Source organism: Actinoplanes sp. NPDC049599 (genome assembly GCF_044465625.1).
Taxonomy (GTDB): Bacteria; Actinomycetota; Actinomycetes; order Mycobacteriales; family Micromonosporaceae; genus Actinoplanes.
In genome coordinates, this window is record NZ_JBITLX010000002.1 from 305,507 (window position 1) to 330,829 (window position 25,323).

Sequence of the window (25,323 nt, forward strand, 5' to 3'; positions counted from 1 at the left end):
AGCGATCCGGGAGTACCGATGGCCACCTACCTCTACCGGCTCGGCCGGTTCAGTTTCCGCCGGCGCCGGCTCATCCTCGCGCTCTGGCTCGCCGCGCTGGCGTTACTCGGCGTCGGCGCCGCCACCCTGTCGGGGCCGACCTCCGACGAGTTCACCATCCCCGGCACCGAGGCCCAGGAGACGATCGACCTGCTCGGTGCGCGGTTCCCCGGCGCCGGCGCGGACGGCGCGCAGGCCCGGGTGGTGTTCGCCGCCCCGGCCGGGGAGAGGCTCACCGACGAGGCCAACCGGGCCGCCGTGGCGCAGACCGTCGCCCGGCTGCGCACCGGCGGGCAGGTGGCCGCGGTCACCGACCCGTTGCAGGGCACCATCAACGAGGCCGGCACGGTCGCGTACGCGCAGGTGACCTACAAGGTCGCGGCCACCGCGCTGACCGACGCCGACCGCGAGGCCCTGTTCGGCGCCGCCGACACCGGCCGCGCCGCCGGCCTGACCGTGGAGGCCGGCGGTGACGCCGTGCAGGAGCAGGGCGGCCCCGGCAACTCCGAGGTGCTGGGCATCCTGGTCGCCGCGGTGGTGCTGGTGATCACCTTCGGCTCGCTGGTCGCCGCCGGGCTGCCGCTGCTGACCGCGATCCTCGGGGTCGCCGCCGCGGTGCTCGGCATCCAGATCGCCTCCGGCTTCGTCGACCTGGGCAGCAGCACCTCCACCCTGGCGCTGATGCTGGGCATCGCCGTGGCCATCGACTACGCGCTGTTCATCGTCTCCCGCTACCGTCACGAGCTCGGCATCGGACGCCGCCCCGAGGAGGCCGCCGCCCGCGCGGTCGGCACCGCCGGCTCGGCGGTCACCTTCGCCGGGCTGACCGTGTTCATCGCGCTGGCCGCGCTGGCCGTGGTGAACATCCCGGTGCTCACCGAGATGGGGCTGGCCGCCTCGTTCGCCGTGATCATCGCGGTGCTGATCGCGCTGACCCTGCTGCCCGCGCTGCTCGGCTTCGCCGGCCGCCGGGTGCTGGGCCGCCGCAGCCGCGACCCGGAGGCGGCCGGCCCCGGCAAGCCGTCGGGCGGGCTGCGCTGGGCCCGGTTGGTCACCCGGCGCCCGGTGGCCGTGCTGGTCGCCGCCGTGCTGGGCCTGCTGGTGCTCGCGATCCCGGCCCTGGACCTGCGGCTGGGCCTGCCCGGCGACAACATGGCCGGCGCCGAGACCACCCAGCGCAAGGCGTACGACCTGCTGACCGACGGGTTCGGGCCGGGCTTCAACGGGCCGCTGACCGTGGTGGTGGACAGCCCCGACGCCAAGAACGCCGCGGCCGAGGCGGCGACCAGCATCAAGGGCCTGGCCGGCGTCGTGACGGTCAGCCCGCCCGTGCTCAACCCGGCCGGGGACACCGCGATCCTGCAGGTGATCCCGGCGAGCGCGCCGGACAGCACGCAGACCGAGGAGCTGGTGCACGCGATCCGCGAGCTCGACGGCCCGCTGGTCACCGGCACCACGGCGGTCGACATCGACATGTCGGCGAAGATGGGCGCGGCGCTGCTGCCGTACCTGGCGGTGATCGTGGCGCTGGCGTTCCTGCTGCTGACGCTGCTGTTCCGGTCGATCCTGGTGCCGCTGAAGGCGATCGCCGGCTTCCTGCTGTCGGTGGTGGCGACCTTCGGCGCCGTGGTCGCGGTCTTCCAGTGGGGCTGGCTCGGCGGGCTCTTCGGCGTCGACCAGCCCGGCCCGATCATGAGCATGCTGCCGGTGTTCCTGATCGGCATCGTCTTCGGCCTGGCCATGGACTACGAGGTGTTCCTGGTCAGCCGGATGCGCGAGGAGCACGTGCACGGCACCCCGCCGACCGAGGCGGTGGTCAACGGCTTCGCGCACGGCGCCCGGGTGGTGACCGCGGCCGCGATCATCATGATCAGCGTGTTCTCGGGCTTCATCCTGTCGCCCGAGTCGTTCATCAAGTCGATCGGCTTCGCGCTGGCGGCGGCCATCCTGTTCGACGCGTTCGTGGTCCGGATGACCATCGTGCCGGCGGTGATGACGCTGCTCGGCCGCCGGGCCTGGTGGCTGCCGGCCTGGCTGGACCGGGTGCTGCCGGACGTCGACGTGGAGGGCGAGAAGCTGCGCGAGCTGCCGGGCGAGCAGGACGAGGCCGCCCCCGCCGACCCGGAACTAGTGGGAGCGGGCCGCTAGGACGCCGAGCCCGAGGAGCGCCGCACCGCTCAGCCCGTCAAGCGTGCGGCGCACCTTGGACCGGGCGAACACCCGCCGGAACACGGCGACCAGGTTCGCCACCGTGCCGAACCAGAGCAGGGTGATCACCACGGCAAGCAACGACAGGGCCAGCGTGTCGGCGACGGTCGGCGCAGCGGGCAGGAACTGCGGCAGCAGCGCGAGGAAGAACACTGCGGCCTTCGGGTTGAGCGCGTTGCAGAGCAGCCCGTCCCGGAACGCCCCACCGGCCGAGCCCGGCCGGCCGCCGGGTCCCGCTCCCGGCGGCCGGATCGCCGCGTGGACGGCCCTGACCCCCAGGTACGCGAGGTACGCCGCACCGGCGTGGCCGCCGCCATCCCCTCCGCCCGCCCCCGCAGCGCGGAGCGGCGGACGACCACCGCGAAGTCGGGGCCCGGCGACATCGCGCCCAGGCTCACCACGCCGCAGAACGCCACAAGCTGGGCCCCCGTCGTCATGGCCCCACGCTACTGCCAGGCATCATGACCGCGTGGACACGGTGCGGGAGACGATCGGCGCGGTCGTCGGCGGGCGGATCGGGTACGAGGACGGCCTCGACACGCTCACCGTCGCCCCGGCCGCCGAGGTGGACCCGGCGCTGGCGGCGGCCCTGTTCGACGCCGCCGCCCGGCTGCTGCGCAACGGCTGGCAGCCGGCCGAGCTGCACCGCCTGGTCACCCGGCGCGGCACCGGGGTGCAGCCGGCGCTGATCGCCGACGCGGTCGCCGCCCACCTGCGCGGCTTCCGGCCCCGGACGGTCGACGCCCGCTGGCGGGCGCAGGCCGAGGAGCTGGACGCGCGCCCGTGGTGGGGCGACGACGCGGGTTATCTCCAGCAGGTCCTGCAGCACCGCCGGGTCGACCGGGTCACGCTGATCGACGCCGTGCTGACCCTGCTCGGCCTGCTGCGCGAGCTGCCGCCGATCGAGATGCTGGTGCCGCCGCCGGGGCAGGCCGCCGCGGCCCGGCGCGCGCCCGGCACCGACGCCAAGCTGGAACGGGTCCGGGCGCTGCTGGCCAAGGCCGAGGCGACCACGTTCCCGGCGGAGGCCGAGGCGTACACCGCCAAGGCGCAGGAGCTGATCTCGCGGCACAGCATCGACGAGGCGCTGCTGGCGGCCGGGACCGGGACCGCCGTGGTCCCGTACGCGCGGCGGATCGGGGTGGACCACCCGTACGAGAGCGAGAAGGCGTCGCTGCTGAACTCGGTGGCCCGGGCCAACCGGTGCCACGTGGTCTGGTCGCCCGAGTTCGGCTTCGCCACCGTGTTCGGCTTCGACGCCGACATCGACGCGGTGGACCTGCTGCACACCTCGTTGCTGGTGCAGGCGCACCGGGCGATGGCCCGCACCGAACCGCCGGGCGGCAAGGCCGGCCGGGCCCGGCTCAAGAGCTACCGGCAGTCGTTCCTGGTCGGCTACGCGGTGCGGATCGGCGAACGGCTCGCCGAGGCCAGCCGGGCCGCGCTGGAGCAGGCCGGCGACCCGGCCGCGCTGGTGCCGGTGCTGGCCTCGCGCGACGTGCAGGTGCGCGAGGCCAGGGACCGGTCGTTCCCGAGCACGACCCGCGGCCGCGGCTTCCGGGTCGCCAGCCTGGAGGGCTGGGAGTCCGGCCGGGAAGCCGCGGACGCGGCTCAGCTCTAGCGCTCCTGCAGGAGCTCGTGGGTCCGCTGGATCGTGGCCCACGACTTGGGCGCCCGCGGTGCCGTCTTCCGGGCGAACGCCTGCACCGAGGGCTTCGACGGGGTGCGGAGCCAGGCCTGGAACAGCTCGTCGAGCTGCTGGCCGGAGACCTTCTCGGCCAGCGCCACGAACTCGGCGGTCTCGGCGTTGCCGTCCCGCTTCTCGGCCGTCCAGGTGCGCAGCAGCTCGAAGAAGTCGTCGTCACCGATGGCCAGGCGCAGCTGGTGCAGCGTCATCGCGCCCCGGTCGTAGACGGCGTCACCGAAGATCTCGGCGGCGCCCGGGTCGGCCGGTGCGATGGTCCAGAAGTCGTCGGGCCGGGTCGCGTACAGGTAATCGAAGATCTCCTGGGCCGTGCCCTCGCCCTGCGTCTCGGACCACAGCCACTCGGCGTAGCTGGCGAAGCCCTCGTTGAGCCAGATCTCCTGCCAGCGCTCGACCGCCACGGAGTCGCCGAACCACTGGTGGGCGTTCTCGTGCACGACCACCGGCAGGTTGGCGCCGCTGCGGAAGAAGCCGGACGAGTACACCGACCGGGTCTGGGTCTCCAGCGCGAAGCCCAGCGCGCCCGGCGGGCCCACCACGCCACCCCGCGCCTCGAACGGGTACGGCCCGAACAGCTCGCTCTCCCACTCGACCACCTCGGCCGTCCGCTCGACACTGGCCTTGGCCGCGTCGGTGAAGTCCTGCGGCAGCAGCTCCGAGTACGCGTTGATCACCTGCTGGCCGTCCGGCGTGGTGTCCCGGGTGATCTCGTACTGCCCGATGGCCAGGAACGCCAGGTAGGTGGCCTGCGGGTGGAGCGAACGCCAGCTCCACCGCTGCCAGCCGAGGATGTCCTGGGTCGGGTTGCGCGGCATGACGCCGTTGCTGAGCACCTCGACGCCGTCGGGCACCGCCACGGAGACGTCGAAGGTGGCCTTGTCGCTGGGGTGGTCGTTGCTCGGGAACCACCACCAGGCGATCTCCGGCTGGCCGACCGCCAGTGCGCCGTCGGCGGTCCGCGTCCAGGCGGTGTAGCCGGCCGCGACCTTGTTCGAGGGCACGCCCGAATACTGCACCACGACGGTCATCGCCTGGCCGTCGGCAACGGCCCGGGACGGCGTGACGACCAGCTCGTGGTCACCCTCGCGGGCGAAGGCGGCGGGCCGGTTGTTCACCCTGACGGACGCCACGTCGAGCACGAAGTCGAGGTGGAACGAGCTGAGATCCTGCTCGGCCCGGGCCAGGATCGTGGTGGTGCCGGTGAGCCGGTCCTCGTCCGGGTAGTAGCGCAGCCGGACGTCGTAGTGCGAGACGTCGTAGCCGCCGTTGCCGTAGTCCGGGAAGTACCCGTCCCCGAGTCCGGCGCCGCCGGGAGCGGGTGCGGCCTGGGCCGGCAACCCGGTGCCGGCCAGGGTCAGTGCGGTGGCGAGGGTTGCCACCAGCAGTCGTCGCACGGTCGAACTTCCTTCCGTCGCGGACCGGGTCACGGTCCGGCGTGGAGTGGTCGCGCCGAATCTATCGAAGTACTTCGACGCCTTTCGGCCCGGCTAGGATCGCGCCTGCCATGGACACCAGCCGCGCTCTTGTCATGACCAAACCGTTCGGGGCGCTGCCGCCCGGCCGGCTCGCCGCGACCCTGGCCGCGCTCGGCGCCGGCGGGGCCGAGCTGGTCGTCCGCGAGGGCCAGACCGTGACCCCGGCGCAGCCGGCCCGCCTGCACGACGCCGCCCGCGAGCTCACCCGGCACGGCCTGCGCCTGGGCGTGGTCACCACCGACCTGACCGAGGCCGGCGGCACGGCCGACGCGATCCTGGGCGCGTGCGCCGACCTCGGCGTGCCGCTGGTCCGCCTCGGCTGGTGGCGGTACGACGCCACGGTGGGCTACCAGCGCATCCTCGACCGGGCCCGGCGCGACCTCGCGGGGCTGGCGGTCCTGGGCCGCCGGCACGGGGTGCGGCTGGCCCTGCAGCTGCACCACGGCACGATCCACCCGTCGGCCGCGCACGCCCTGCGCCTCACCGACGAGCTGGCGATCTACCTTGATCCCGGCAACCAGGCGATGGAGGGCAGCGAACAGCTGGCGATGAGCCTGGACCTGCTCGGCGACCGGCTCGCCTGCGTGGGCGTGAAGAACGCGGCCTGGCGGGACGGCGGCCTGGACTGGCAGCCGCTGGCCGACGGCGGGGTGGTGGACTGGCCGGAGGCGCTGCGCACTCTGCGTGAGCGTGGGTATACCGGCCCGCTCTCCCTGCACGCCCACTACCCGACCGCCGATCCCGTGGCGGACGTCGGGCGGGATCTGGCTCACCTCGGCCGGCTCTGACCGCCCCCGGCCGGCCGTCAGCGGTAGGGGTCGGTGATTTCCCGCAGGCTGGTCAGTGCGCGCCGCAGTTGCGCCGTGCCCGTCCGGCCCAGGTGCCCGGCCCACACCGCCTCGATCCGCGCCTCGGCGCCCCGGGCCACCTGCACCGCGGCCGCGCCCCGCGGGGCGATCCGCACCAGCCGGGCGCGCGCGTCGGACGGGTCCGGCACCCGCTCCACGTATCCGGCGCGCTCCAGCTGGTCCACCAGGAAGCCGGTGGTCTGCTTGGTGACCCCGGCCTGCTCGGCCAGCTCGGTCACCCGGGTGCCACCCGGGCCGATCCGGGCGAAGATCCGCCCCTGGGCGGCGGTCACGTCGTGGTAGCCCGCCTCCCGCAGCGCGTCCAGGACCCCGCCCTCCATCGCCCGGTACGCGATGTAGCAGAGCAGCCCGAGATTCAGCTCGTCACTCATACGATCCCTTGACCTGGACAGTCTCTCTGACGAACATTGGTCAGAGAAGCTTACCAAATTCCGGGGGGAGGCCCCGATGGAACGCGACGAGGCATGGCAGGTCATCGATGCCGAGCGGGGCAGCCTGGCCGACCTGTTCGACGACCTGTCCCCCACCGAGTGGCAGACCCCCTCGCTGTGCGCCGGGTGGCGCGTCCGCGACGTCGCCGCCCACCTCACGCTCGCGCAGACGGGGATGCTGACGGCGACGGTGGCGCTGGTGCGGGCCGGCGGCAGCTTCAACCGGATGATCCGCGACACCGCCCGGCGCCAGGCGGGCCTGCCCACCGAGCGGTATTCCGCCCTGCTCCGCGCGATGATCGGCTCGCGCCGCACCGCGCCGGGCCTGACCCACCTGGAGCCCCTGCTCGACGTCCTGGTGCACGGCCAGGACATCACCGTTCCGCTCGGCCGGACCCGGCCCGTGCCACCCCGGGCGGCGGCCGCGGCGGCGGCGCGGGTCTGGCCGGACCGGTGGCCGTTCCGGGCCCGGCGGCGGCTGCACGGCTTCACCTTCGCGGCGACCGACACCGACTGGTCGGCCGGGCAGGGGACCCGGGTCGAGGGCCCGATGGGGGCGATCCTGCTGCTGCTCACCGGCCGGTCCGCGGCGCTGTCCCAGCTGACCGGCCCGGGTCTGGACGACCTGACCGTGCGCCTGTCACCCGCCCGGAAGGTGTAGGCACGTGTGGTAAGCGTGGCGGCGGGTAAACAGGGCCGGACATACCCCGGCGACGAGGAGACACTCCCATGCTGTTCAACCTGATCCGGCGCTACGCCATCATGGCCATCGCCATCCCGCTCGCGGCTGCCGGGGCCCGCAAGCTCAGCGACGCCGTCGAGGCCAAGCGCGGGCCGAGCCGCGGCACCAAGCTGCTGCGCCAGGGCGCCGACACCCTGCAGGGCCGGTTCGGCCGGCAGAAGAAGCGCTCCCGGTTCGCGCTGGGCCGCTGAAGCCACGGGCGGGTCCGGAACCGGCAAGCACCGGCCCCGCCCGCAGCACCTCAGTCGGCCCCACCGAGGGCGGCGGCGGGCGCGACGGTCAGGCAGCCGGGTACGCACATCAGTCTTCCCCCCGCGTGTTACAGCTCCGATAACGTGCGCCCATGACGTTTTCGATCGTGGCCCGCGCCGCCGACGGCGGCGCCCTCGGCGTGGCCGTGGCCAGCAAGTTCCTGGGGGTCGGCGCGGCCGTGCCCGCCGCCCTCGCGGACGTGGGCGCGGTGGCGACCCAGTCGTACGCCAACCTCGCCTACCGGCCGCAGGCGCTCGCGCTGCTGGCCACCGGGGTGCCGGCCACCGAGACCGTGGCGGGCCTGATCGCCGCGGACGCCGGCCCGGTGGACCACCGCCAGGTCGGCGTCGTCGGCACCACCGGCGCCGGGGCCACCTTCACCGGCCCGGCCTGCCACGCCTGGGCCGGCGGCGCGGCCGGCGACGGCTTCGCCATCCAGGGCAACATGCTGGCCGGCCCCCAGGTGGTCGAGCAGATGCGCACGACCTGGCTGGCCGGCACCGCAACCGGCCGGCTGGCATACCGCCTGCTGGACGCCCTGCGCGCCGGCGACGAGGCCGGCGGCGACCGGCGCGGCCGGCAGAGCGCGGCGCTGCTGGTGGTCGCCAAGGGCCAGGGCTACGGCGGCACCAGCGACGTGCTGGTCGACCTGCGGGTGGACGACCACCCCGAGCCGGTCGCCGAACTGGCCCGGCTGCTCGCGCTGCACTCCCTCTATTTCGAACGCCCGGACCCGGCGACCCTGCTGGACCTCGACGGCGCGGTCGGCACGGAGGTCCGCGACCGCCTCGCCGCCCTGGGCCACCCGGCCGGCCCGGACCCGGCGGCGCTGGACGAGGCGCTGGCCTCCTGGGCAGGCATCGCCAACCTGGAGGAACGCATCGTGGCGGGCCGCATCGACCCCCTGGTGCTCGACCAGCTCCGCGCCGCCTAACCGTCCGGCCGGGCCAGTCGCTGTTGCAGTTTTCCGTGCCGGAACTGGTAGCCGGAGCCCACCTGGCGCAGGACCTGCCGCTGATGCCCGGCCTCCAGGAGGCCGAGCAGGTCCCACGGCACGCGCGCAGGCGCTTCGGCGACACGGTCAGGTCGGCACCGAGCAGGTCCCGCACGTCGCCGAGGACCTCCCGGCCGGTGGTCCGCCAGCGGACGTTGATCGGCCTGGGGCCGCGCAGCCCACGGTCCGTGGCTTCCTGCGACCAGAAGTTCTCGATCACGGCGCAGAGTGCCGCGGCCTTGTCGTGCAGCTCTTCCGGTACGAGAGGTTCCGTGGCGCCGGTCCAGGCCCGCTCCCGGGCACCCCTCGAACGGCGTACCTCGGGTAACACGGCGCACCCGAGGGCCGCAATGGCGACCAGAACGCTGATCGTGCTGGCCAGCTGATCGTTGTGACCGAGCTCGGATCTCGCGAAGTGGACGGTGAGCACGACCGCTCCGCCGGCCAGCGCGACCAGGAAGAGGATCCAGGCCCACCACCCCCGCCTGTGCCGCACAGTCGCATGCTGCCAACAACCAGCGTGTTTGGACAGAGCCCGTACGGGTGGCCCGTCAGCCGCGCAGGTAGGCCAGCACCGCCCGGACCCGGCGGTGGTCGTCGCCGTCCGGTGGCAGGTCGAGTTTCGCCAGCAGGCTGCCGATGTGCTTGGCCACCGCCGCCTCGCTGACTATCAGCTTCCGGGCGACAGCCGTGTTCGAGCGCCCCTCCGCCATCAGCGCCAGCACCTCCCGCTCGCGCGGGGTGAGCCGTGCCAGCGGATCCCTGCGCCGGCCGAGGAGCTGCCGGACCACCTCCGGGTCCACCACGGTGCGACCGGCGGCCACCCGGTCGAGCGCGTCGATGAACTCCGCCACGTCGCCGATCCGGTCCTTGAGCAGGTAACCGACGCCCGCCGCGCGGCCCGAGTCGAGCAGCTCGGCCGCGTAGGTCTGCTCCACGTACTGGCTCAGCACCAGGACCGGCAGCTCGGGGTCGGCGGCGCGCAGCGCGATGGCCGCCTGCAGGCCCTCGTCGGTGAAGCCCGGCGGCATCCGCACGTCGGTGACCACGACGTCGGGCCGGTGCTCGGCGACCGCCGCGCACAGCGACGGCGCGTCGGCGACCGCGGCGACCACCTCGTGGCCGAAGTGCCGCAGCATCCCGGCGATGCCCTCGCGCACGATGAGGCCGTCCTCCGCGATCACGACGCGCACGGGATCTCCACGTGCAGCAGCGTAGGGCCGCCCGGCGGGCTGGACAGCGCCACCGTGCCGGCGACCGCGGCCACCCGGTCGGCCAGCCCGGTCAGGCCGGTGCCGACCTCGGGATCGGCGCCACCGCGGCCGTCGTCGCGCACGTCCAGGTGCAGCCGTCCGCCGCGCACCCCGGCGGACACCGCGGCCCGGGTCGCCTCGCTGTGCTTGGCCACGTTGGCCAGCGCCTCCACCACCACGAAGTAGGCGGTCATCTCGACCGCGTCCGGCAGCCGCCCGTGCAGCCGCAGGTCCAGGTCGACCGGCACCGGGGCATACCCGGCGACGTCGCCGACGGCCGCGGCCAGGCCCCGGTCGGTGAGCACCTTGGGGTGCACGCCACGGATCAGCTCGCGGAGCTCGGCCAGCGTCTCCTTGGCGAGCTGCTGCGCGGCCGTGACCTGCACCGCGGCCGGCGACCCGTCGGCCAGCTCGAGCCGGGCCAGGCCGAGCTGCATGCTCAACGCGACCAGCCGCTGCTGGGCGCCGTCGTGCAGGTCGCGCTCGATGCGCCGGCGCTCCACCTCGAACGCGTCCACCAGCCGGGCCCGCGAGCGGTTCAGCTCGACCAGCGCGGCGTTGCTGTCGGCACTGCGCGGCGCCAGCAGCGCCCGGGCCATCGCCGCGCGGGCACCGGCCCAGGCGGTGACCGGGTAGGCCGCGACCGCCAGGGTGAACGGAGTGAGCAGCGCCATCGGCACCGTGACCCAGGGTGTGGTCTCGCCGTGCAGGTAGATCGGGGCGAACAGCAGGGCGCTGGGCACGAAGACGGCGGCGTAGACCACGGCGGCGTCCATCCAGCACAGCACCAGCGCGGAGATCATCGTGTAGCCGAGCTCGCGCCAGGTGGCCTGCTCGCGCAGCCGGCAGGTGAGCCAGGCGCGCAGCCCGGGCGCGCCGGGATGGCGGTGCGGGTTGGGCAGCGCGTCGAGGTCGACCAGCCGCATCCGCCACCGCTCCAGCCGGCCGACGGCCACCCCGGACAGCACGGTGGCCAGGTAGCCGGCGACGCCGACGACCACGACCGACAGCGCCACCCCGACGGCGAGCAGCAGCAGGGTCGCCACGATGGTGGCGAGCCCGATCAGCGCGCCGCCGGTGAGGTAGATCAGCGAGCGCAGCGGCCACGGCGACCTCAGGAAGCGCGTCGGCCGCAGCGTGAGCGCCTCGAGCGCGTTCCGGACCTGCATGGGCCAGACGGTACCGACGCCGCCCGCCGGGCTCAGTAGTGCTGGGTATACCTTCGATCCTCGCCCGCGGGGGAATGTGCCGGCCCGGCGATCCCGGCAGGCTTCCGGCCATGACCATCACAACCATCGGCACGGCGGTCCAGCTCCGGGCCGTCTCCAGGATCTACGGTACGGGTGAGAGCGCCGTGACCGCCCTCGACGCGGTCGACGTCGACATCGCCCCGGCCACGTTCACCGCGGTGATGGGCCCGTCCGGCTCCGGCAAGTCCACCCTCCTGCACTGCGCCGCGGGCCTCGACCGGCCGACCGGCGGCGAGGTGGTGATCGACGGCGTCAGCCTGACCGGGCTCTCCGAGCGTGCGCTGACCAAGCTGCGCCGGGCCCGGGTCGGCTTCGTGTTCCAGGCGTTCAACCTGATCCCGGCGCTGACCGCGGAGCAGAACGTGGCGCTGCCGATGCGCCTGGCGGGCCGCCGGCCGGCCGCGGCCGAGGTGCGGGCGATGCTGGCCGAGGTGGGGCTGGCCGACCGGGCCCGGCACCGGCCCAGCGAGCTGTCCGGCGGCCAGCAGCAGCGGGTGGCGATCGCCCGGGCGCTGGTGACCCGGCCCGCGGTGCTCTTCGCCGACGAGCCGACCGGCGCCCTGGACACCACGGCGTCTCGCGAGGTGCTGCGGCTGCTGCGCACCGCGGTCGACCGGCACGCGCAGACCGTGGTGATGGTGACCCACGACCCGTACGCGGCCGCGCACGCCGACCGGGTGCTGCTGCTGGCCGACGGCCGGGTGGCCGACGTGCTCGACCAGCAGTCGAGCGCGCCGGAGATCGCCGTGCGGATGGCCCGGCTGGAGGAGCGATGAGGCTCGCCTGGGAGATGGTCCGGCACCGGTTCGCCGCGTTCGCCGGCACGTTCGTCGCGATCGCGCTCGGCGTCGGCGTGGTCGCCGGCTCGACCACGATCTGGGCGTCCTCGCAGCCCGAGACGCCGCCGCGGCTGGCCGCCGCCCCGGTGCTCGTGCACTCGCCTTCGGTCGGCGACAACGACGACGGCTTCCCGGAGTACCGCTCGTGGACCACGGACGAGGCCGCCGGGCTCACCCGCCGGCTGGCGGCGCTGCCCGGTGTGACCGCGGCCGTCGCCGACCCGGCCTTCTATGTGCAGCGGGTCGTCGGCGGCCGGCCGGCCGGTGATCCCGAGACCGCCCGCACCGAGGGCCACGCCTGGTCGTCGGCGGTGCTCGGCGGCTACCGGCTGAGCGCGGGCGCCGCGCCCACCCGGCCCGGCGAGGTCGCCCTGGCCGGCGTCACCCCGGGCAGCCGGATCGACGTGCTGACCGCGCGTGGTCCGGCGACCTGGACGGTGACCGGCACGACCGACGGCCCCGGCTTGTACGTGGCCGACGACGCCGCCGCCGCGATGTCCGCCGGGGTCCGCATCATCGGCCTGACCGCCGGCGGCGACCCGGAGACCGTCGCGGCCGCCGCGCGCTCGGCGGTCGGGGCCGCGGGCACCGTGCTCTCCGGTGCGGCCCGCGACGCGCTGGAGCCGGAGTCCGTGACCCGGATCCGCTGGCTGGGCGCGCAGTTGCTGATCTCCATGGTCGCGCTGAGCGCCTTCGTCGCCGTCTTCGTGGTGGCGTCGACCTGCGCGCTGAGCGCGGCCCAGCGGCGGCGCGAGATCGGCCTGCTCCGGGCGGTCGGTGCCACCCCGGGCCAGGTGATCCGGATGATGTACGCGGAGACCCTGGTGGTCGCGCTGCTCGGCGGCGCGGTGGGGGTAGCGCTGGGTGCGCCGGCCGCTGCCCTGCTCGGGCCGCCGCTGGTGGCCGCGGGTCTGGAGCCGGCGGGTTTCGCCGTGACGGCGCAACCGATCGCGCTGGCCGGTTCGTTCCTGCTGGGCATCGTGGTGGCGCTGGCCGGGGTGTGGACGGCGGCCCGGCGTTCCAGCCGGGTGCCGGCGCTGGAGGCCCTGCGGGAGGCGGCGGTCGACCGCCGCGCGATGACCCCGGCACGCTGGATCGTCGGGCCGGCCGGGCTGGCCGGGGGCGCGGCGCTGCTGATCGCCATGCCCTCGTTCAGCATGGACGCCCAGTCCTCCGCCGTGCTGGGCGCCGCGATGCTGCTGCTGATCGGGGCGGCGTTGCTCGCGCCGGTGGTGATCACGCCGCTGGTCCGGCTGGCCACCTGGCCCTGGCGGCGCGGCGCGACCGGGATGCTGGTCCGCGCGGGCACGCTCACCGGGGCACGGCGGGTCGCCTCGACGGCGGCGCCGGTGCTGCTGACGGTCGGCTTCGCGATGCTGCTGACCGGCATCACGGCGTCGATCAACGAGGCGGCCGGCGTCGATGAGGCGGCCGAGATCCCGGCGGCCCAGGTCGCCGCCCCCGACGCGGTGCCGGGGCTGTCCGACGCCGCGGTGGCCGGCCAGCCCGGCGAGTCGTATCTGAGCAGCCGCGTCCTGGTCACCGCGGGCGGGAAGACAACCGGCTACGACGCGGCCGGCGCCGCCGGCGTCACCGGCGTGGTGCTCTCCCGCGAGCTGGCCGGCCTGCCCCGCCGGCTGGATCTGCGGCTGGCCGACGGCAGCACGGTCACGCTGCCGGTCACCGCCGTCCGCGACGACACGCCCGCGCCGCTCCTGTTGCCCCGCGAGCTGGTGCGCGGGCACGACCCGGGGGCGCTGACCGAGGCGGTGCTGCTCGACGGGCCGGCCGTGCCGGCCACCGGGCTGCGGGTGCTGGCCGCCCGCGAGTACGCACAGCTCGACATCGATGCCGAGGGCGAGATCGTCGACCTGTTCCTGGTGGTGCTGCTCGCCCTGAGCGTCGGCTACACCGGCCTCGCGGTGGCCAACACGCTGCTGATGGCGACGGCCGCGCGCCGCGGGGAGTTCCGGGCGCTCCGGCTGGCCGGCGGGGGCACGTCGCACGTGCTGCGGGTGACCTCCGGCGAGGCGCTGCTGACGGTGGTGACCGGCACCGTGCTCGGCGGCGGGGTGGCCCTGCTGTGCCTGCGGGCGGCGACGCGCTCGATCGAACAAGAGCTCGGCCAGACGGTGGCCCTGGTGATCCCATGGGGGCAGAACGTGGCGGTGACGGTCGTGTGCGCCCTGGTCGCGGTGCTGGCGGCAGGCGGCCCGGTGCTCCACGGACGGCTCCGAACCTAGGAACCGCCCGCGGAACAGCGGCCGGCGAAACAAGAACGAAACGGAGGGTTCTTCAGGTCGGCGTGGCATGTTGGGATTGAGACCGTCGCCACAGCGGATATCGAGGAGACCCACGCATGCTCAACCTCTCCGTCTTCCTGGAGGACAGCGCCCGTCACTACCCGGAGCGGGCCGCTGTTGTCCTCGGCGACCGGCGCCTGACCTACGCGCAGGTGAACGCGGCCGCCAACCAGGTCGCCAACCTGCTGCGGTCGCGGGGCATCAACCCCGGCGACAAGGTGGCCCTGTCCTGTCCCAACCTGCCGTACTTCCCGGTGCTCTACTACGGGATCCTCAAGGCCGGCGCGGTGGTCGTCCCGCTCAACGTGCTGCTGAAGGGGCGGGAGATCGCGTACCACCTGGCCGACTCCGAGGCCAAGGCGTACTTCTGCTTCCAGGGCACGCCCGAGCTGCCGATGGGCGCCGAGGGCCACACCGGCTTCGGGCAGACCCCCGGCTGTGAGCACTTCTTCCTGGTCACCGCCGACCCGGCCGCGGAGTCGCCGATCGAGGGCGCGGAGACGCTGGGGCGGGCGCTGGCCGGGCAGTCACCGGTCTTCGAGACCGTGCTCGCCGCCGAGACCGATCCCGCCGTCATTCTCTACACCAGCGGCACGACCGGGCAGGCCAAGGGCGCCGAGCTGAGCCACGCCAACCTGATCCTCAACGCGCTCACCTGCAACCGGCTGTTCCAGTCGCGGCCCGGCGTCGACACCCATCTGCTGGTGCTGCCGCTGTTCCACTCGTTCGGTTCCACGGTCAACATGAACGCCGGCTTCTCCAGCGCCGCGACGCTGGTGCTGCTGCCCCGCTTCGACGCCCCGGCCGCGGTCAAGCTGCTGGAGCAGGAGAACGTCACCTTCTTCGCCGGCGTGCCGACCATGTACTGGGGCCTGCTCAACGCGCTGACCGAGGGCGTGGACGTGGAGAAGATCGCCCGGAACATGCGGATCGCGGTCAGCGGGGGCTCCAGCCTGCCGGTGGAGATCATCAAGGAGGTGCAGCGCCGCTTCGGGGTGCAGATCCTCGAGGGCTACGGGCTGTCCGAGACCTCACCGGTGGCGACGTTCAGCGACCCGGACAGCGAGCCGCGGCCCGGCTCGATCGGGGTGCCGATCTGGGGTGTCGAGGTCAAGCTGATCGACGAGTCCTGGAACACCGTCGAGGGCAGCGACGAGATCGGCGAGATCGCCATCCGCGGGCACTGCATCATGCGCGGCTACTACAACCGGCCCGAGGCGACCGCCGAGGTCATGAACAACGGCTGGTTCCGCACCGGTGACCTGGCCCGGCGGGACAAGGACGGCTTCTACTACATCGTCGACCGGGCCAAGGACATGATCATCCGCGGTGGCTTCAACGTGTACCCGCGGGAGATCGAGGAGGTGCTGATGACTCACGAGGCGGTGTCGCTCGCCGCGGTCATCGGGGTGCCGCATCCCAGCCACGGCGAGGAGATCAAGGCGTACGTGATCCGCACCGAGGGCGCCACGGTCACCGAGGACGAGCTGATCGCCTGGAGCAAGGAGCAGATGGCGAGCTACAAGTACCCGCGGGTGATCACCTTCGTGGACAGCCTGCCGATGACCGCCACCGGCAAGCTGCTCAAGCGCGCCCTGACCTGATCCGAGATCCGCCGAACGCGCACCCGGAGGGGGACGGTCCGGGTGCGTCTTCGTGCGTAGACTCGGCCGGCCGGGCCGTGCGGAAGATCATTTGCGCGCGTGCGGCACAGTGAGCGGGTGAGCGCCCGACCACGCACGGCAGCAACGGAGGAAGCTTGAGCACTGCACAGCTCGACCGCCCCGCGCCGGTCGTGGTGAAACCCTCCGGTGGCGTCCTGGACCGCGTCGCCCGGCTGCGGCGGAGCTCCCCCGGCCGGCTCCAGCTCATCCTCGCCGGCCTGCTCACCCTCGGCCTGCTGACCGGCCTGGTCGCCGGGCTCACCGCGGCCGCGGCCGGCGCCGGCACCGCCGATCTCGGCAACCGCGCGCAGCCGCTGCTGGTCGAGGCCGAGACCATCTACTCCGCGCTCGCCGACGCCGACACCACCGCCGCGCAGGCGTTCCTGGCCGGCGGGCTGGAGCCGACCGAGCTCACCCGCCGCTACGAGGACGACCTCGACCGGGCCACCACCGCGCTGACCTCGGCGGCCCGCCGTACCCCCGAGACCGGCCGGTCCGCCGACGCGATCCGGCAGCTGTCCGCCGACGTCTCCCGCTATGCCGCGCTGGTGGCCAGCGCCCGCGCCAACAACCGGCAGGGACTGCCGGTCGGCGCGGCGTACCTGTCCTCGGCGTCCACGCTGAGCCGCACGTCGCTGCAGCCGCAGGCGCAGGCGCTGTTCCAGGCCGCGCAGCGCGAGGTCGACGACGGTTACGGCGACGCCCGCAGCTCCTGGTGGACCGCGCTGCTGGTGGTGCTGCTGCTGGCGCTGCTCACCGCGCTGGTGCTGGCCCAGCGTTATCTGAGCCGCAGCACGCACCGCACGTTCAACGTGCCGCTGCTGGTCGCCACCGCGGTCACCCTGGTGCTGGCGCTGGGCGTCGGCGGGATGCTGATCTCCCAGCGGGTGCACCTGTCCGAGGCGGACACCGAGGGCTCCTGGCCGGTCGCGCTGCTGGCCGAGACCCGGATCGCGGCGCTGCGCGAGCGCGGCGACGAGGCGCTGACGCTGGCCGCCCGGGCCGGCGAGGGTGACGCGGACCTGCCGCTGGCCACCCGCGCCGCCGCGGGCGACCTGGAGGCGGACTTCGACCTGACCACCCAGCGGCTCGACGAGCTGCTGGCCGACGCCGGCGAGATCATGCCGGACGGCACCGCCGGCGCGGCCGTGCGGTCCGCGACGGCGGCGCACCGCACCTACGTCGGCGCCCACGACCGGGTCCGCAAGCTCGACAACGGCGGCGACTACGACGCCGCGGTGGCGCTGGCCATCGGGGCGCCGACCAGCGCGACCTTCACCGGCTTCACCGGCGACATCGGCCGGGCCCTGGACGACCGCAAGGCGGTGTTCAGCGACGAGATCGGCGCCGCCGGGCGCGGGCTGGGCCTGCTCACCGTGCTGGGCCCGGTGCTCGCGCTGCTGATCTGCGGTCTGGTCCTCGCCGGCATCCGCGCCCGACTCGAGGAGTACCGCTGATGCGCGCCCGTGTCACCGCCGTCGCCGTCGCCGCGCTGACCGTGCTCGCGGCCGCCGGCTGTTCCGGCGATTCGTCCCCGCTGCCCGGGCGCCCGACCGCGTCGGCCGCGCCCGCGCCGACCGGGGCCGCGCCGGTCGACACCTCCTGCAACCCGCGCGCCAGCCTCAAGCCCGCCGACACGCTGCCCACACCCGGCAAGATGCCGGCCGGCAGTTACATGGCGACGATCCAGAAGCGGGGCCGGCTGGTCCTCGGCACCAGCCAGGACACCCTGCTGTTCAGCTCGCGGAACCCGTTCACCGGCAAGGTCGAGGGCTTCGACGTGGACATGGGCCGGCAGATCGCCGCGGCCATCTTCGGCGACCCGGACAAGATCACGATCAAGGTCATCGCGTACGACAAGCGCGTCAGTTCCGCGGTCGACGGCTCGGTCGACCTCGTCGCGGACACCATGACCGCCAACTGCGCGCGCTGGAAGGACGTCAACTTCTCCAGCATCTACTACGACGCCGGGCAGAAGGTGCTGGTGTCGTCGGCGTCCAAGGCCAAGAGCATCGAGGACCTCGGCGGCAAGAAGGTGTGCGCCGCCAAGGGCTCGACCTCGTACGACAACATCGGCAAGGTCGCCGGCAAGCCGATCCCGGTGGACCGCCCCGGCTTCGGCGACTGCCTGGTCGCCTTCCAGCAGAACGAGGTCGACGCGATCTCCACCGACGACACCATCCTGATCGGGCTGGCCGCCCAGGACCCGTACGCGAAGGTGGTCGGCCCCCGGTTCACCGACGAGCCGTACGGGATGGCGATGAACAACGACCACCCGGAGTTCACCCGCTTCGTCAACGCCGTGCTGGCGCGGAACCGGGCGAACGGCACCTGGAAGTCCACCTACGAGCGATGGCTCGGCGACTTCGGAGCCGCGCCCACCCCGCCGGTGGCCGAGTACCGGGACTGACCGGCATGACCGCGCCCACCCAGGACCTGCTCGGCCGCGCCGACAGCGAGCTGCTGCGCCTCGAAGCGGCCGCGGCGGCCGTGGCCCGCAACCTGGTGGACCTCGACGACAACACCGCCCGCAAGGACCTGGACCGGGGCCCGCTGACCGGCCGGACGGCGGCCGCCTGGGCCGACGCCACCGCCGCGCTGACCCAGCTCTGGGACGGCTACGGCCTGCTGACCGCGCTGATCACCTCGGCCCGGTCGGCGCGCAACCAGCGGCGGTTCACCGACAGCGAGAAGTCCGCGTACGTGCATCAGGTGCTCGGCCGCTCGGTGACCCTGTCCACCACGACGGTCCCGCTGGCCCAGCGCGGCCTGCTCGGCGCCGGCCAGGTCAGCACCACCTGCTCCCCCGCCGAGCTGCTCTCGGCGATGGAGGCCGCCTTCAAGACCGCGGTCGACGTGGCCGTCCGGGCCGGCGACGTGTGGCACCGAGTGCTGCCCGAGGCCGCCACGGTCGCCTCGTCGCTGGCGCACCTGCGCGGGCTGACCCGGTCCGCGACGCTGGACGAGGCCGACCGGCTGCTCGGCGAGTTCACCGCCACGCTGGCCACGGACCCGCTCGGCTGCGACGCCCACGCGCTGGCCGCCGTGCGCGCCCTGCTGGACCGGGCCGACGCCGAACGCACCTCGGCCGGCGAGCTGCGCGAGGCCCTCACCCAGCGGCTGGCCGACGCCCACGCGCTGGCCGACCGGCTGGCCGAGGCGGCCCACGCGGCGGCGCAGGCCGAGCAGGACGCCGCCGGGCGCTTCGCCGATTCCGCGATCGCCGTGGTGTCCGGTCCCGACCTGCGGCCCGACCTGGCCGCGCTGGACGCGCTCGCCGCCGCCGGGCACTGGGCGCTGATCAGCCCCCGGCTGGCCGACTGGAGCCGGCGGGCCCGGGACCGGATCGCCGCGCTGCGGGCCGCCGCCGCCCGCAACACCGAGATGCTGTCCACCCGCAACGAGCTGCGCGGGCGGCTGGACGCCTATCAGGCCAAGGCCGGGCGGCGGGGGCTGAGCGAGGATCCGGCACTGGCCCCGCTGGCCGAGAAGGCGCGGGCGGCGCTCTACACCGCGCCGTGCGAGCTGGCGGCCGCCCGGGCGGCCGTGAACGCCTATCAGGACGCGGTGGCCAGGCTCACCGCCACGACGACAGTGAGGGACGGCCTCCAGTGAACTGCCAGCGCGACTGTCCCGGCACCATCCAGGACGGCTACTGCGACACCTGCGGCATGGCCCCGCTCAAGGGCGCGGCGCCGGCGACAAGCGCCGGTGGCACGCCGGCGAGGAGCGCGGATGCCACCGCGGCCCCGAAGCAACGGACCGCCACGGCCCCCTCGGTGCGCACGGCCGCGCTCTCCACGCGTACCGGTGGATCGGCCCGCACGGGCAGCTCCCGCACCGGATCCCGGCGCCGGCGCTTCGGCGGCGGGCTGGTCGACGTGGCGCCGCTGCCCGAACGCGACCCGGCCACGGCGATCATGGCTGTGGCCGAGGTGCCCGAGGACAAGCGGTACTGCGCCAAGTGCGGCAGCCCGGTCGGCCGGGCCCGCGGCGACCGCCCCGGGCGGACCGCCGGCTTCTGCCCGTCCTGCGGCGAGGCGTTCAACTTCACCCCCAAGCTCGGCAAGGGCGACCTGGTCGGCGGCCAGTACGAGGTGATCGGCGCGCTGGCCCACGGCGGCCTGGGCTGGATCTACCTGGCCAACGACAAGCGGGTCTCGGACCGCTGGGTGGTGCTCAAGGGCCTGCTCAACTCCGGCGACGAGGACGCGCTGGCCGCGGCCGTGGCCGAGCAGCGGTTCCTGGCCGAGGTCGAGCACCCGAACATCGTGAAGATCTACAACTTCGTGGAGCACGAGGGTGCCGGCTACATCGTCATGGAGTACGTCGGCGGCGAGTCGCTCAAGGGCATCCTCAAGGACCGGCGGACCGCCAACGGCAACCAGCCGGACCCGCTGCCGGTCGACCAGGCGCTGGCGTACGTGCTGGAGATCATGCCGGCGTTCGGCTACCTGCACGACCGGGGCCTGATCTTCTGCGACTTCAAGCCGGACAACGTCCTGCAGACCGGCGACCAGGTCAAGCTCATCGACCTCGGCGGTGTGGTGCACATCGACGACCAGGACGCCGCGCTGTACGGCACGGTCGGCTACCAGGCCCCGGAGATGGCGCACGCGGGCCCGTCGATCCAGTCCGACCTCTACACCATCGGCCGCACCCTGGCCGTGCTCACCACCGACTTCCGCGGCTACCAGAGCACGTTCAAGGCCAGCCTGCCGGACCGCGGCGAGTTCGAGGTCTACCAGCGCCACGAGTCCTTCTACCGGCTGCTGCTGCGGGCCACCCGGCCCGAGCCCGCCGAGCGGTTCGTCGACGCCGGCGAGATGACCGAGCAGATGCTCGGGGTGCTGCGCGAGGTGCTGGCCGCCGACGGCGACCCGCGCCCGGCCACCTCCCGGCTGTTCACCGGCGAGCTGCGCACCGACCCGCGCAGCGACGAGCCGCAGTGGCGCTTCCTGCCGGCGCCGATGATCGACCTGACCGACCCGGCGGCGGCCTTCCTGGCCTCGGTGACCGTCACCGACCCGCAGGAGGTCCTGATCCTGCTCGGCAAGGCCCCGGAGAACACCCTGGAGGTGCGGCTGCGGGCGCTGCGCGCGCTGATCGACCTGGGCGCGGCGGGCAGCGGCCGGGACGCCTTCGCGGACGCCGCCCGGATGCGCGACACGATCGCGGCGAACGCCGGCGGGGACTGGCGGCTCGCCTGGTACGACGGCGTGCTCGCGCTGGCCTCCGGCGACCTGGCCCGCGCCCAGGCGCAGTTCGACGCGGTCTACTCGGCGCTGCCCGGCGAGCTCGCACCCAAGCTGGCGCTGGGCCTGACGCTGGAGCTGGCCGGGCGGCCCGCCGACGCGGCCGGCTACTACGACGTGGTGAGCCGCACCGACCCGGCGTACACGACCGCGGCGGCGGGGCTGGCCCGGTGCCGGCTCGCCACCGGGGACCGGGACGGGGCCGTGGAGGCGTACAACCGGGTGCCGGGCACCTCGGCGGCGTACCGCAGCTCCCAGGTCGGCGCGGTGCGCGCGCTGGTCCACGCGCACCCGACGGCGGCGGCCGACGTGGCCGCGCTGGCGTCCGCGGCCGCCATGATCGACCGGCTGGAGATGGAGGCCGCCCAGCTCGCGGCCCTCCGCGCCGAGCTGCTCGAACGGGCGCTGAGCACGCTGGCCGGCGGCACCCCGGTGCCGAGCGCGGTGCTGGGCACGCCCGGCACCAGCCACGCCGGGGAGCGGGACGTACGCTTCGCGCTGGAGGGCGCGTACCGGGAAATGGCCCGGGCCGCGCACGGGCCGGAGAAGATCCGCCTGGTGGACCTGGCCAACGCGGCCCGGCCGAGGACCCGCACGTGAGGTGGACCGGATGAGCTCGCAGCCCGACTGCGCCGTGTGCGGCGATGAGCGGGCCGCCGGGGCCGCCTTCTGCGAGAGCTGCGGCAAACCCCTGGCCACCGGCGCCGGCCGGGCGCTCGGCAAGGACTGCCCGTCGTGCGGTGCGGCCGGGGTGGTCGGCGACGACGGCTACTGCGGCAACTGCGGGCTGCTGGCGGCCCGGCCGCGCGACCACGTCGAGGCCGACGCCGGCCCGATCGCCGCCGCGGTCACCGACCGGGGGCTGCGGCACCACCGCAACGAGGACGCGATGTGGCTGGCCACCCGCGGCGCCGAGGTCGACGTGGTGGTCTGCGACGGGGTGTCGGCGTCGTTCGACCCGGACGTCGCCTCCGAGACCGCCGTCGAGGTCACCGGCAAGCTGCTGATCACCGCCACCGCCGAGCTGCCGGAGAGCATCGCCGCGGCGATCGTCGCCGCCGGCGCCGCGGTCGCCGCCCTGGCCGGCGCCGGCGACCCGCGCCGGGCCTCGTCCAACCCGGCCTGCACGATCGTCGCGGCCTGCGTGCGGGGCACCGAGATCGGGTACGGCTGGGTCGGCGACAGCCGCGGCTACTGGATCCCGGCCGAGGGTGACGCCGTGCAGCTGACCGAGGACGACTCGTGGGCCACCCACGCGATCTCGCTGGGCGTGGACCCGCAGTCGGCCTGGAACGATCCGAAGGCGCACGCCATCACCGGCTGGCTGGGCGCGGACGCCGGCCCGGTCCGCCCGCGTACCGGGGCGTTCTTCGCCGAGACGCCCGGCCACCTGGTGCTGTGCAGCGACGGCCTGTGGAACTACCTGACCGAGCCGGCCGAGTTCGCCGACACCGTGCGGTCGGCCTTGCGCGGGTCGGCCAGTCTGCTGGAGGCGGGCCGCGCGCTGATCGACTTCGCCAACGCCGCGGGCGGCTCGGACAACATCACCGTCGCCCTCGTCCCCCTGAACACCTCCGACAGCTAAGGGAGAGCCCGTGCCGTACACCGCCGAGGCGTTCCAGAACGAGTTCCTCGCCCTGGGCGCGACCGAAGTCAACGCGATCGTCACGGTCGCCTCGTCCGGGGCGGAGGGCGGACGGCGCACCGCCGGCGCCACCGAGATCATCATCGTGGACTGCTCGGGCTCGATGCAGGCCGAGGGCCGGATGGTGGCCGCCCGCCAGGCCGCCAAGGCCGCCGTCAACTGCATCGACGACGGGGTGCGGTTCGCCATCATCGCCGGCGTGAGCACCGCCCAGCAGCTCTTCCCGGCGCCCGGCCAGCTCGCGGTGGCCACCCCGGAGACCCGGGCCCAGGCGGTCGGCGCGATCGACCGCCTGCAGGCCAACGGCGGTACGGCCATGGGCGCCTGGCTCAAGCTGGCCGGCCAGCTGTTCGCCCAGCGCCCCGGCGACATCACCCACGCGATCCTGCTGACCGACGGCGAGAACGGCGAGTACAAGGGCTATCTGGAGGGTGTGCTCCAGGAGATCGGCGGCACCTTCACCTGCGACTGCCGCGGCGTCGGCACCAACTGGACGGTCTCCGAGCTGCGCAAGATCGCCACGGCGATGCTGGGCACGGTCGACATCGTGGCCCGCCCGCAGGACCTGGCCGAGGCGTTCGAGCAGATGATGACCGCGGCGATGGGCAAGACCAGCGCCGACGTGCAGCTCAAGGTCTGGACCCCGGTCAACGCGAAGGTACGGTTCGTCAAGCAGGTCGAGCCGCAGGTGGCGGACCTGACCGGCAAGCGGGTCGAGGACGGGCCCCGGGCCGGGCGCTACCCGCTGGGCTCGTGGGGTTCGGAGAGCCGCGACTACCACGTCTGCGTGGACGTGACCGCGGGCGCGGCCGGCGACGAGATGCTGGCCGCCCGGGTGTCCGTGGTGGAGGGCGACACCGTGCTGGCGCAGACGCTGGTCCGCGCGGTCTGGACCGAGGACTCGGCGCTGTCGACCCGGATCAACCGGCAGGTGGCGCACTACACCGGGCAGGCCGAGCTGGCCGACGCGATCCAGGCGGGCATCGAGGCGCGCAAGGCCGGCGACGACCGGACGGCGACGCTGAAGTTCGGCCGGGCCGCCCAGCTCGCCCACGAGAGCGGCAACAAGGCCACCGAGGAGCTGCTGGCCACGGTGGTCGACATCGAGGACGCGGCGACCGGCACGGTGCGGCTGCGGCGCAAGGTCGAGGCCGCCGACGAGATGGCCCTGGACACCCGGTCGACCAAGACCGTGCGGGTGGGACGGTCGTCGTGACGTACGCCTGTCCCAAGGGCCACGCGTCCACGACGGACGACTTCTGCGACACCTGCGGCGCGAAGATCGGCGGCACGGCGGCGTTCGTGCCGCCCGCGGCCGCCGCAGCCACCCCGGCAACGCCCGCCGCGGGCGGCGACCCCTGCCCGAACTGCGGCACGCCCCGGGCCGGCACGGGCCGCTTCTGCGAGGACTGCGGCTTCGACCACAGCACCGGGCGGGTGCCGACGCTGGCCCAGCCCGTGGTGCCGGCGCCGGCGACCGCGCAGTGGACGGCGACCGTCTTCGCCGACCGCGAGTACTTCACCGCCAACGCCATCGAGGGTGTCGACTTCCCGGAGCAGCCCACCGAACGCCGGGTGACGCTGCCGGCGCCGCAGGTCCGGATCGGCCGGCGGAGCGCCTCCAAGGGCACCGACCCGGAGATCGACCTGGCCGACGCGGACCCCGGCGTCTCGCACAGCCACGCCCTGCTGACGCTCAGCGTGGACGGCGTCTGGCTGGTCTCGGACCTGGGCTCGACCAACGGCACCTACCTCAACGACGAGCCGAAGCCGCTGACCGCCGGGCAGACCCGCAGCGTCGGCGACGGCGACCGGGTGCACGTCGGCGCCTGGACCACGATCACCCTGCACGCCCCCGCCTGAGGAGCCCGCTGAGCCGGCGGGGTGACTGTGCCGGATTCACCCGCGCGGGGCGCCCCGCGCGCGATACGTTCGCCACCGATGAAGGACGAGCGCATCGGCACGGTGCACCGCACCCAGGTGATCGACCAGCTGACCCTGGCCCTCGGCGAGGGCCTGCTGACCACCGCACAGTACGACGCCCGGGTGGTCTCGGTCAGCACGGCCACGTACGCCTCGGACCTGCTGGCCCAGGTGCAGGACCTGCCGCCCCGGCTGCAGTGGGACCCGCGTAACGCCGCGCCGCCCACGCCGCCGAACCGCAACGCCGGCCGGACCGCGCTGATCCTCGGCATCATCGGCGTGCCGCTGTCGTTCTGCCTGCTCGGCTGGATCCCGGGGATCGCCGCCATCGTGGTCAGCACCCGGGGGCGCGGCGCGCACGGCGTGGGCCCGGCGCTGATCGGCCGGGTGCTGGGCATCATCAGCGTGGTGCTCTCGATCGGCGCGGGCGCGGCCCTGGTCTTCGCGCTGACCTCCAGCACCTCCCCCTGACCGGG

The 25,323-nt window shown here is 74.3% G+C and carries 24 protein-coding genes; 18 read left to right on the forward strand and 6 right to left on the reverse strand.

Going from position 1 to position 25,323, the window contains the following annotated elements; translation table 11 throughout:
* Nucleotides 1–18: 18 nt before the first annotated feature.
* Entirely contained in the window at nt 19–2,187 is a 2,169-nt protein-coding gene (locus ACIBQZ_RS04575; protein ID WP_396087057.1) for an MMPL family transporter, read from the forward strand.
* Here the strand turns inward: ACIBQZ_RS04575 and ACIBQZ_RS04580 are convergent.
* Nucleotides 2,167–2,526 (reverse strand): LysE family translocator, encoded by a 360-nt coding sequence (locus ACIBQZ_RS04580; protein WP_396087360.1) that lies wholly within the window; start codon nt 2,524–2,526, stop codon nt 2,167–2,169. The genes ACIBQZ_RS04575 and ACIBQZ_RS04580 overlap by 21 nt on opposite strands.
* On the opposite strand from ACIBQZ_RS04580, the gene ACIBQZ_RS04585 reads away from it, so the two are divergent.
* Complete coding sequence (locus ACIBQZ_RS04585; RefSeq protein ID WP_396087058.1) at nt 2,506–2,712, forward strand: hypothetical protein; 207 nt, start codon at nt 2,506–2,508, stop codon at nt 2,710–2,712. The two genes, ACIBQZ_RS04580 and ACIBQZ_RS04585, sit on opposite strands and share 21 nt — an antisense overlap.
* 4 nt (nt 2,713–2,716) lie before the next feature.
* On the forward strand, nt 2,717–3,868 hold the full coding sequence (locus ACIBQZ_RS04590) for a DUF2786 domain-containing protein (RefSeq protein ID WP_396087059.1): 1,152 nt from the start codon (nt 2,717–2,719) through the stop codon (nt 3,866–3,868).
* Here the strand turns inward: ACIBQZ_RS04590 and ACIBQZ_RS04595 are convergent.
* The gene (locus tag ACIBQZ_RS04595) at nt 3,865–5,346 is read right to left on the reverse strand and encodes a M1 family metallopeptidase (protein WP_396087060.1); all 1,482 of its coding nucleotides are present in this window, start codon (nt 5,344–5,346) and stop codon (nt 3,865–3,867) included. The two genes, ACIBQZ_RS04590 and ACIBQZ_RS04595, sit on opposite strands and share 4 nt — an antisense overlap.
* Before the next feature lie 134 nt (nt 5,347–5,480).
* On the opposite strand from ACIBQZ_RS04595, the gene ACIBQZ_RS04600 reads away from it, so the two are divergent.
* Nucleotides 5,481–6,215, forward strand: coding sequence for a sugar phosphate isomerase/epimerase family protein (locus ACIBQZ_RS04600; protein WP_396087061.1), 735 nt, complete (start codon nt 5,481–5,483; stop codon nt 6,213–6,215).
* Between the two features lie 17 nt (nt 6,216–6,232).
* On the opposite strand, the gene ACIBQZ_RS04605 is transcribed toward ACIBQZ_RS04600, so the two are convergent.
* Nucleotides 6,233–6,667 (reverse strand): MarR family winged helix-turn-helix transcriptional regulator, encoded by a 435-nt coding sequence (locus ACIBQZ_RS04605; RefSeq protein ID WP_396087062.1) that lies wholly within the window; start codon nt 6,665–6,667, stop codon nt 6,233–6,235.
* Between the two features lie 76 nt (nt 6,668–6,743).
* Here ACIBQZ_RS04605 and ACIBQZ_RS04610 point away from each other — a divergent pair, with 76 nt between their 5' ends.
* The 3 genes from ACIBQZ_RS04610 (at nt 6,744) to ACIBQZ_RS04620 (ending at nt 8,655) form a co-directional block, all read left to right on the forward strand.
* Complete coding sequence (locus ACIBQZ_RS04610; RefSeq protein WP_396087063.1) at nt 6,744–7,388, forward strand: maleylpyruvate isomerase family mycothiol-dependent enzyme; 645 nt, start codon at nt 6,744–6,746, stop codon at nt 7,386–7,388.
* Nucleotides 7,389–7,456: 68 nt separating this feature from the next.
* Complete coding sequence (locus tag ACIBQZ_RS04615) at nt 7,457–7,660, forward strand: hypothetical protein (RefSeq protein WP_396087064.1); 204 nt, start codon at nt 7,457–7,459, stop codon at nt 7,658–7,660.
* 152 nt (nt 7,661–7,812) lie between these two features.
* Nucleotides 7,813–8,655 carry a DUF1028 domain-containing protein gene (locus ACIBQZ_RS04620; protein WP_396087065.1) on the forward strand — a complete coding sequence of 281 codons (843 nt, stop codon included), beginning with the start codon at nt 7,813–7,815 and terminating at the stop codon, nt 8,653–8,655.
* Here the strand turns inward: ACIBQZ_RS04620 and ACIBQZ_RS04625 are convergent.
* The 3 genes from ACIBQZ_RS04625 to ACIBQZ_RS04635 all read right to left on the reverse strand — a co-directional run bounded on the left by ACIBQZ_RS04625 (nt 8,652) and on the right by ACIBQZ_RS04635 (nt 11,137).
* On the reverse strand, nt 8,652–8,777 hold the full coding sequence (locus ACIBQZ_RS04625; RefSeq protein WP_396087066.1) for a hypothetical protein: 126 nt from the start codon (nt 8,775–8,777) through the stop codon (nt 8,652–8,654). The two genes, ACIBQZ_RS04620 and ACIBQZ_RS04625, sit on opposite strands and share 4 nt — an antisense overlap.
* 489 nt (nt 8,778–9,266) lie before the next feature.
* Nucleotides 9,267–9,854 (reverse strand): LuxR C-terminal-related transcriptional regulator, encoded by a 588-nt coding sequence (locus tag ACIBQZ_RS04630; protein WP_396087361.1) that lies wholly within the window; start codon nt 9,852–9,854, stop codon nt 9,267–9,269.
* A gap of 41 nt (nt 9,855–9,895) precedes the next feature.
* A complete protein-coding gene (locus ACIBQZ_RS04635; protein WP_396087067.1) occupies nt 9,896–11,137 on the reverse strand; it encodes a sensor domain-containing protein in 1,242 nt (413 codons plus the stop codon).
* A gap of 110 nt (nt 11,138–11,247) precedes the next feature.
* Here ACIBQZ_RS04635 and ACIBQZ_RS04640 point away from each other — a divergent pair, with 110 nt between their 5' ends.
* From ACIBQZ_RS04640 to ACIBQZ_RS04690, 11 genes are all read left to right on the forward strand, one after another.
* A complete protein-coding gene (locus ACIBQZ_RS04640; RefSeq protein ID WP_396087068.1) occupies nt 11,248–11,994 on the forward strand; it encodes an ABC transporter ATP-binding protein in 747 nt (248 codons plus the stop codon).
* Nucleotides 11,991–14,300, forward strand: a complete 2,310-nt coding sequence (locus ACIBQZ_RS04645; RefSeq protein WP_396087069.1) for an FtsX-like permease family protein — start codon at nt 11,991–11,993, stop codon at nt 14,298–14,300. The genes ACIBQZ_RS04640 and ACIBQZ_RS04645 overlap by 4 nt, the downstream gene beginning before the upstream one ends.
* A 116-nt stretch (nt 14,301–14,416) precedes the next feature.
* Nucleotides 14,417–15,964 (forward strand): long-chain fatty acid--CoA ligase, encoded by a 1,548-nt coding sequence (locus ACIBQZ_RS04650; RefSeq protein WP_396087070.1) that lies wholly within the window; start codon nt 14,417–14,419, stop codon nt 15,962–15,964.
* 155 nt (nt 15,965–16,119) lie between these two features.
* Nucleotides 16,120–17,481: a hypothetical protein gene (locus ACIBQZ_RS04655; protein ID WP_396087071.1), complete on the forward strand. Its 1,362-nt coding sequence runs from the start codon at nt 16,120–16,122 to the stop codon at nt 17,479–17,481.
* A complete protein-coding gene (locus ACIBQZ_RS04660) occupies nt 17,481–18,434 on the forward strand; it encodes a glutamate ABC transporter substrate-binding protein (protein WP_396087072.1) in 954 nt (317 codons plus the stop codon). Before ACIBQZ_RS04655 ends, ACIBQZ_RS04660 begins: the two co-directional genes overlap by 1 nt.
* Before the next feature lie 5 nt (nt 18,435–18,439).
* The gene (locus ACIBQZ_RS04665) at nt 18,440–19,639 is read left to right on the forward strand and encodes a hypothetical protein (protein ID WP_396087073.1); all 1,200 of its coding nucleotides are present in this window, start codon (nt 18,440–18,442) and stop codon (nt 19,637–19,639) included.
* Entirely contained in the window at nt 19,636–21,879 is a 2,244-nt protein-coding gene (locus ACIBQZ_RS04670) for a tetratricopeptide repeat protein (protein ID WP_396087074.1), read from the forward strand. The genes ACIBQZ_RS04665 and ACIBQZ_RS04670 overlap by 4 nt, the downstream gene beginning before the upstream one ends.
* Nucleotides 21,880–21,889: 10 nt before the next feature.
* Nucleotides 21,890–22,864, forward strand: a complete 975-nt coding sequence (locus ACIBQZ_RS04675) for a PP2C family serine/threonine-protein phosphatase (protein WP_396087075.1) — start codon at nt 21,890–21,892, stop codon at nt 22,862–22,864.
* 10 nt (nt 22,865–22,874) lie between these two features.
* Nucleotides 22,875–24,140: a VWA domain-containing protein gene (locus ACIBQZ_RS04680; RefSeq protein ID WP_396087076.1), complete on the forward strand. Its 1,266-nt coding sequence runs from the start codon at nt 22,875–22,877 to the stop codon at nt 24,138–24,140.
* On the forward strand, nt 24,137–24,787 hold the full coding sequence (locus ACIBQZ_RS04685; RefSeq protein ID WP_396087077.1) for an FHA domain-containing protein: 651 nt from the start codon (nt 24,137–24,139) through the stop codon (nt 24,785–24,787). Before ACIBQZ_RS04680 ends, ACIBQZ_RS04685 begins: the two co-directional genes overlap by 4 nt.
* A gap of 78 nt (nt 24,788–24,865) precedes the next feature.
* Nucleotides 24,866–25,318, forward strand: a complete 453-nt coding sequence (locus ACIBQZ_RS04690) for a DUF1707 domain-containing protein (protein WP_396087078.1) — start codon at nt 24,866–24,868, stop codon at nt 25,316–25,318.
* Nucleotides 25,319–25,323: the final 5 nt, after the last annotated feature.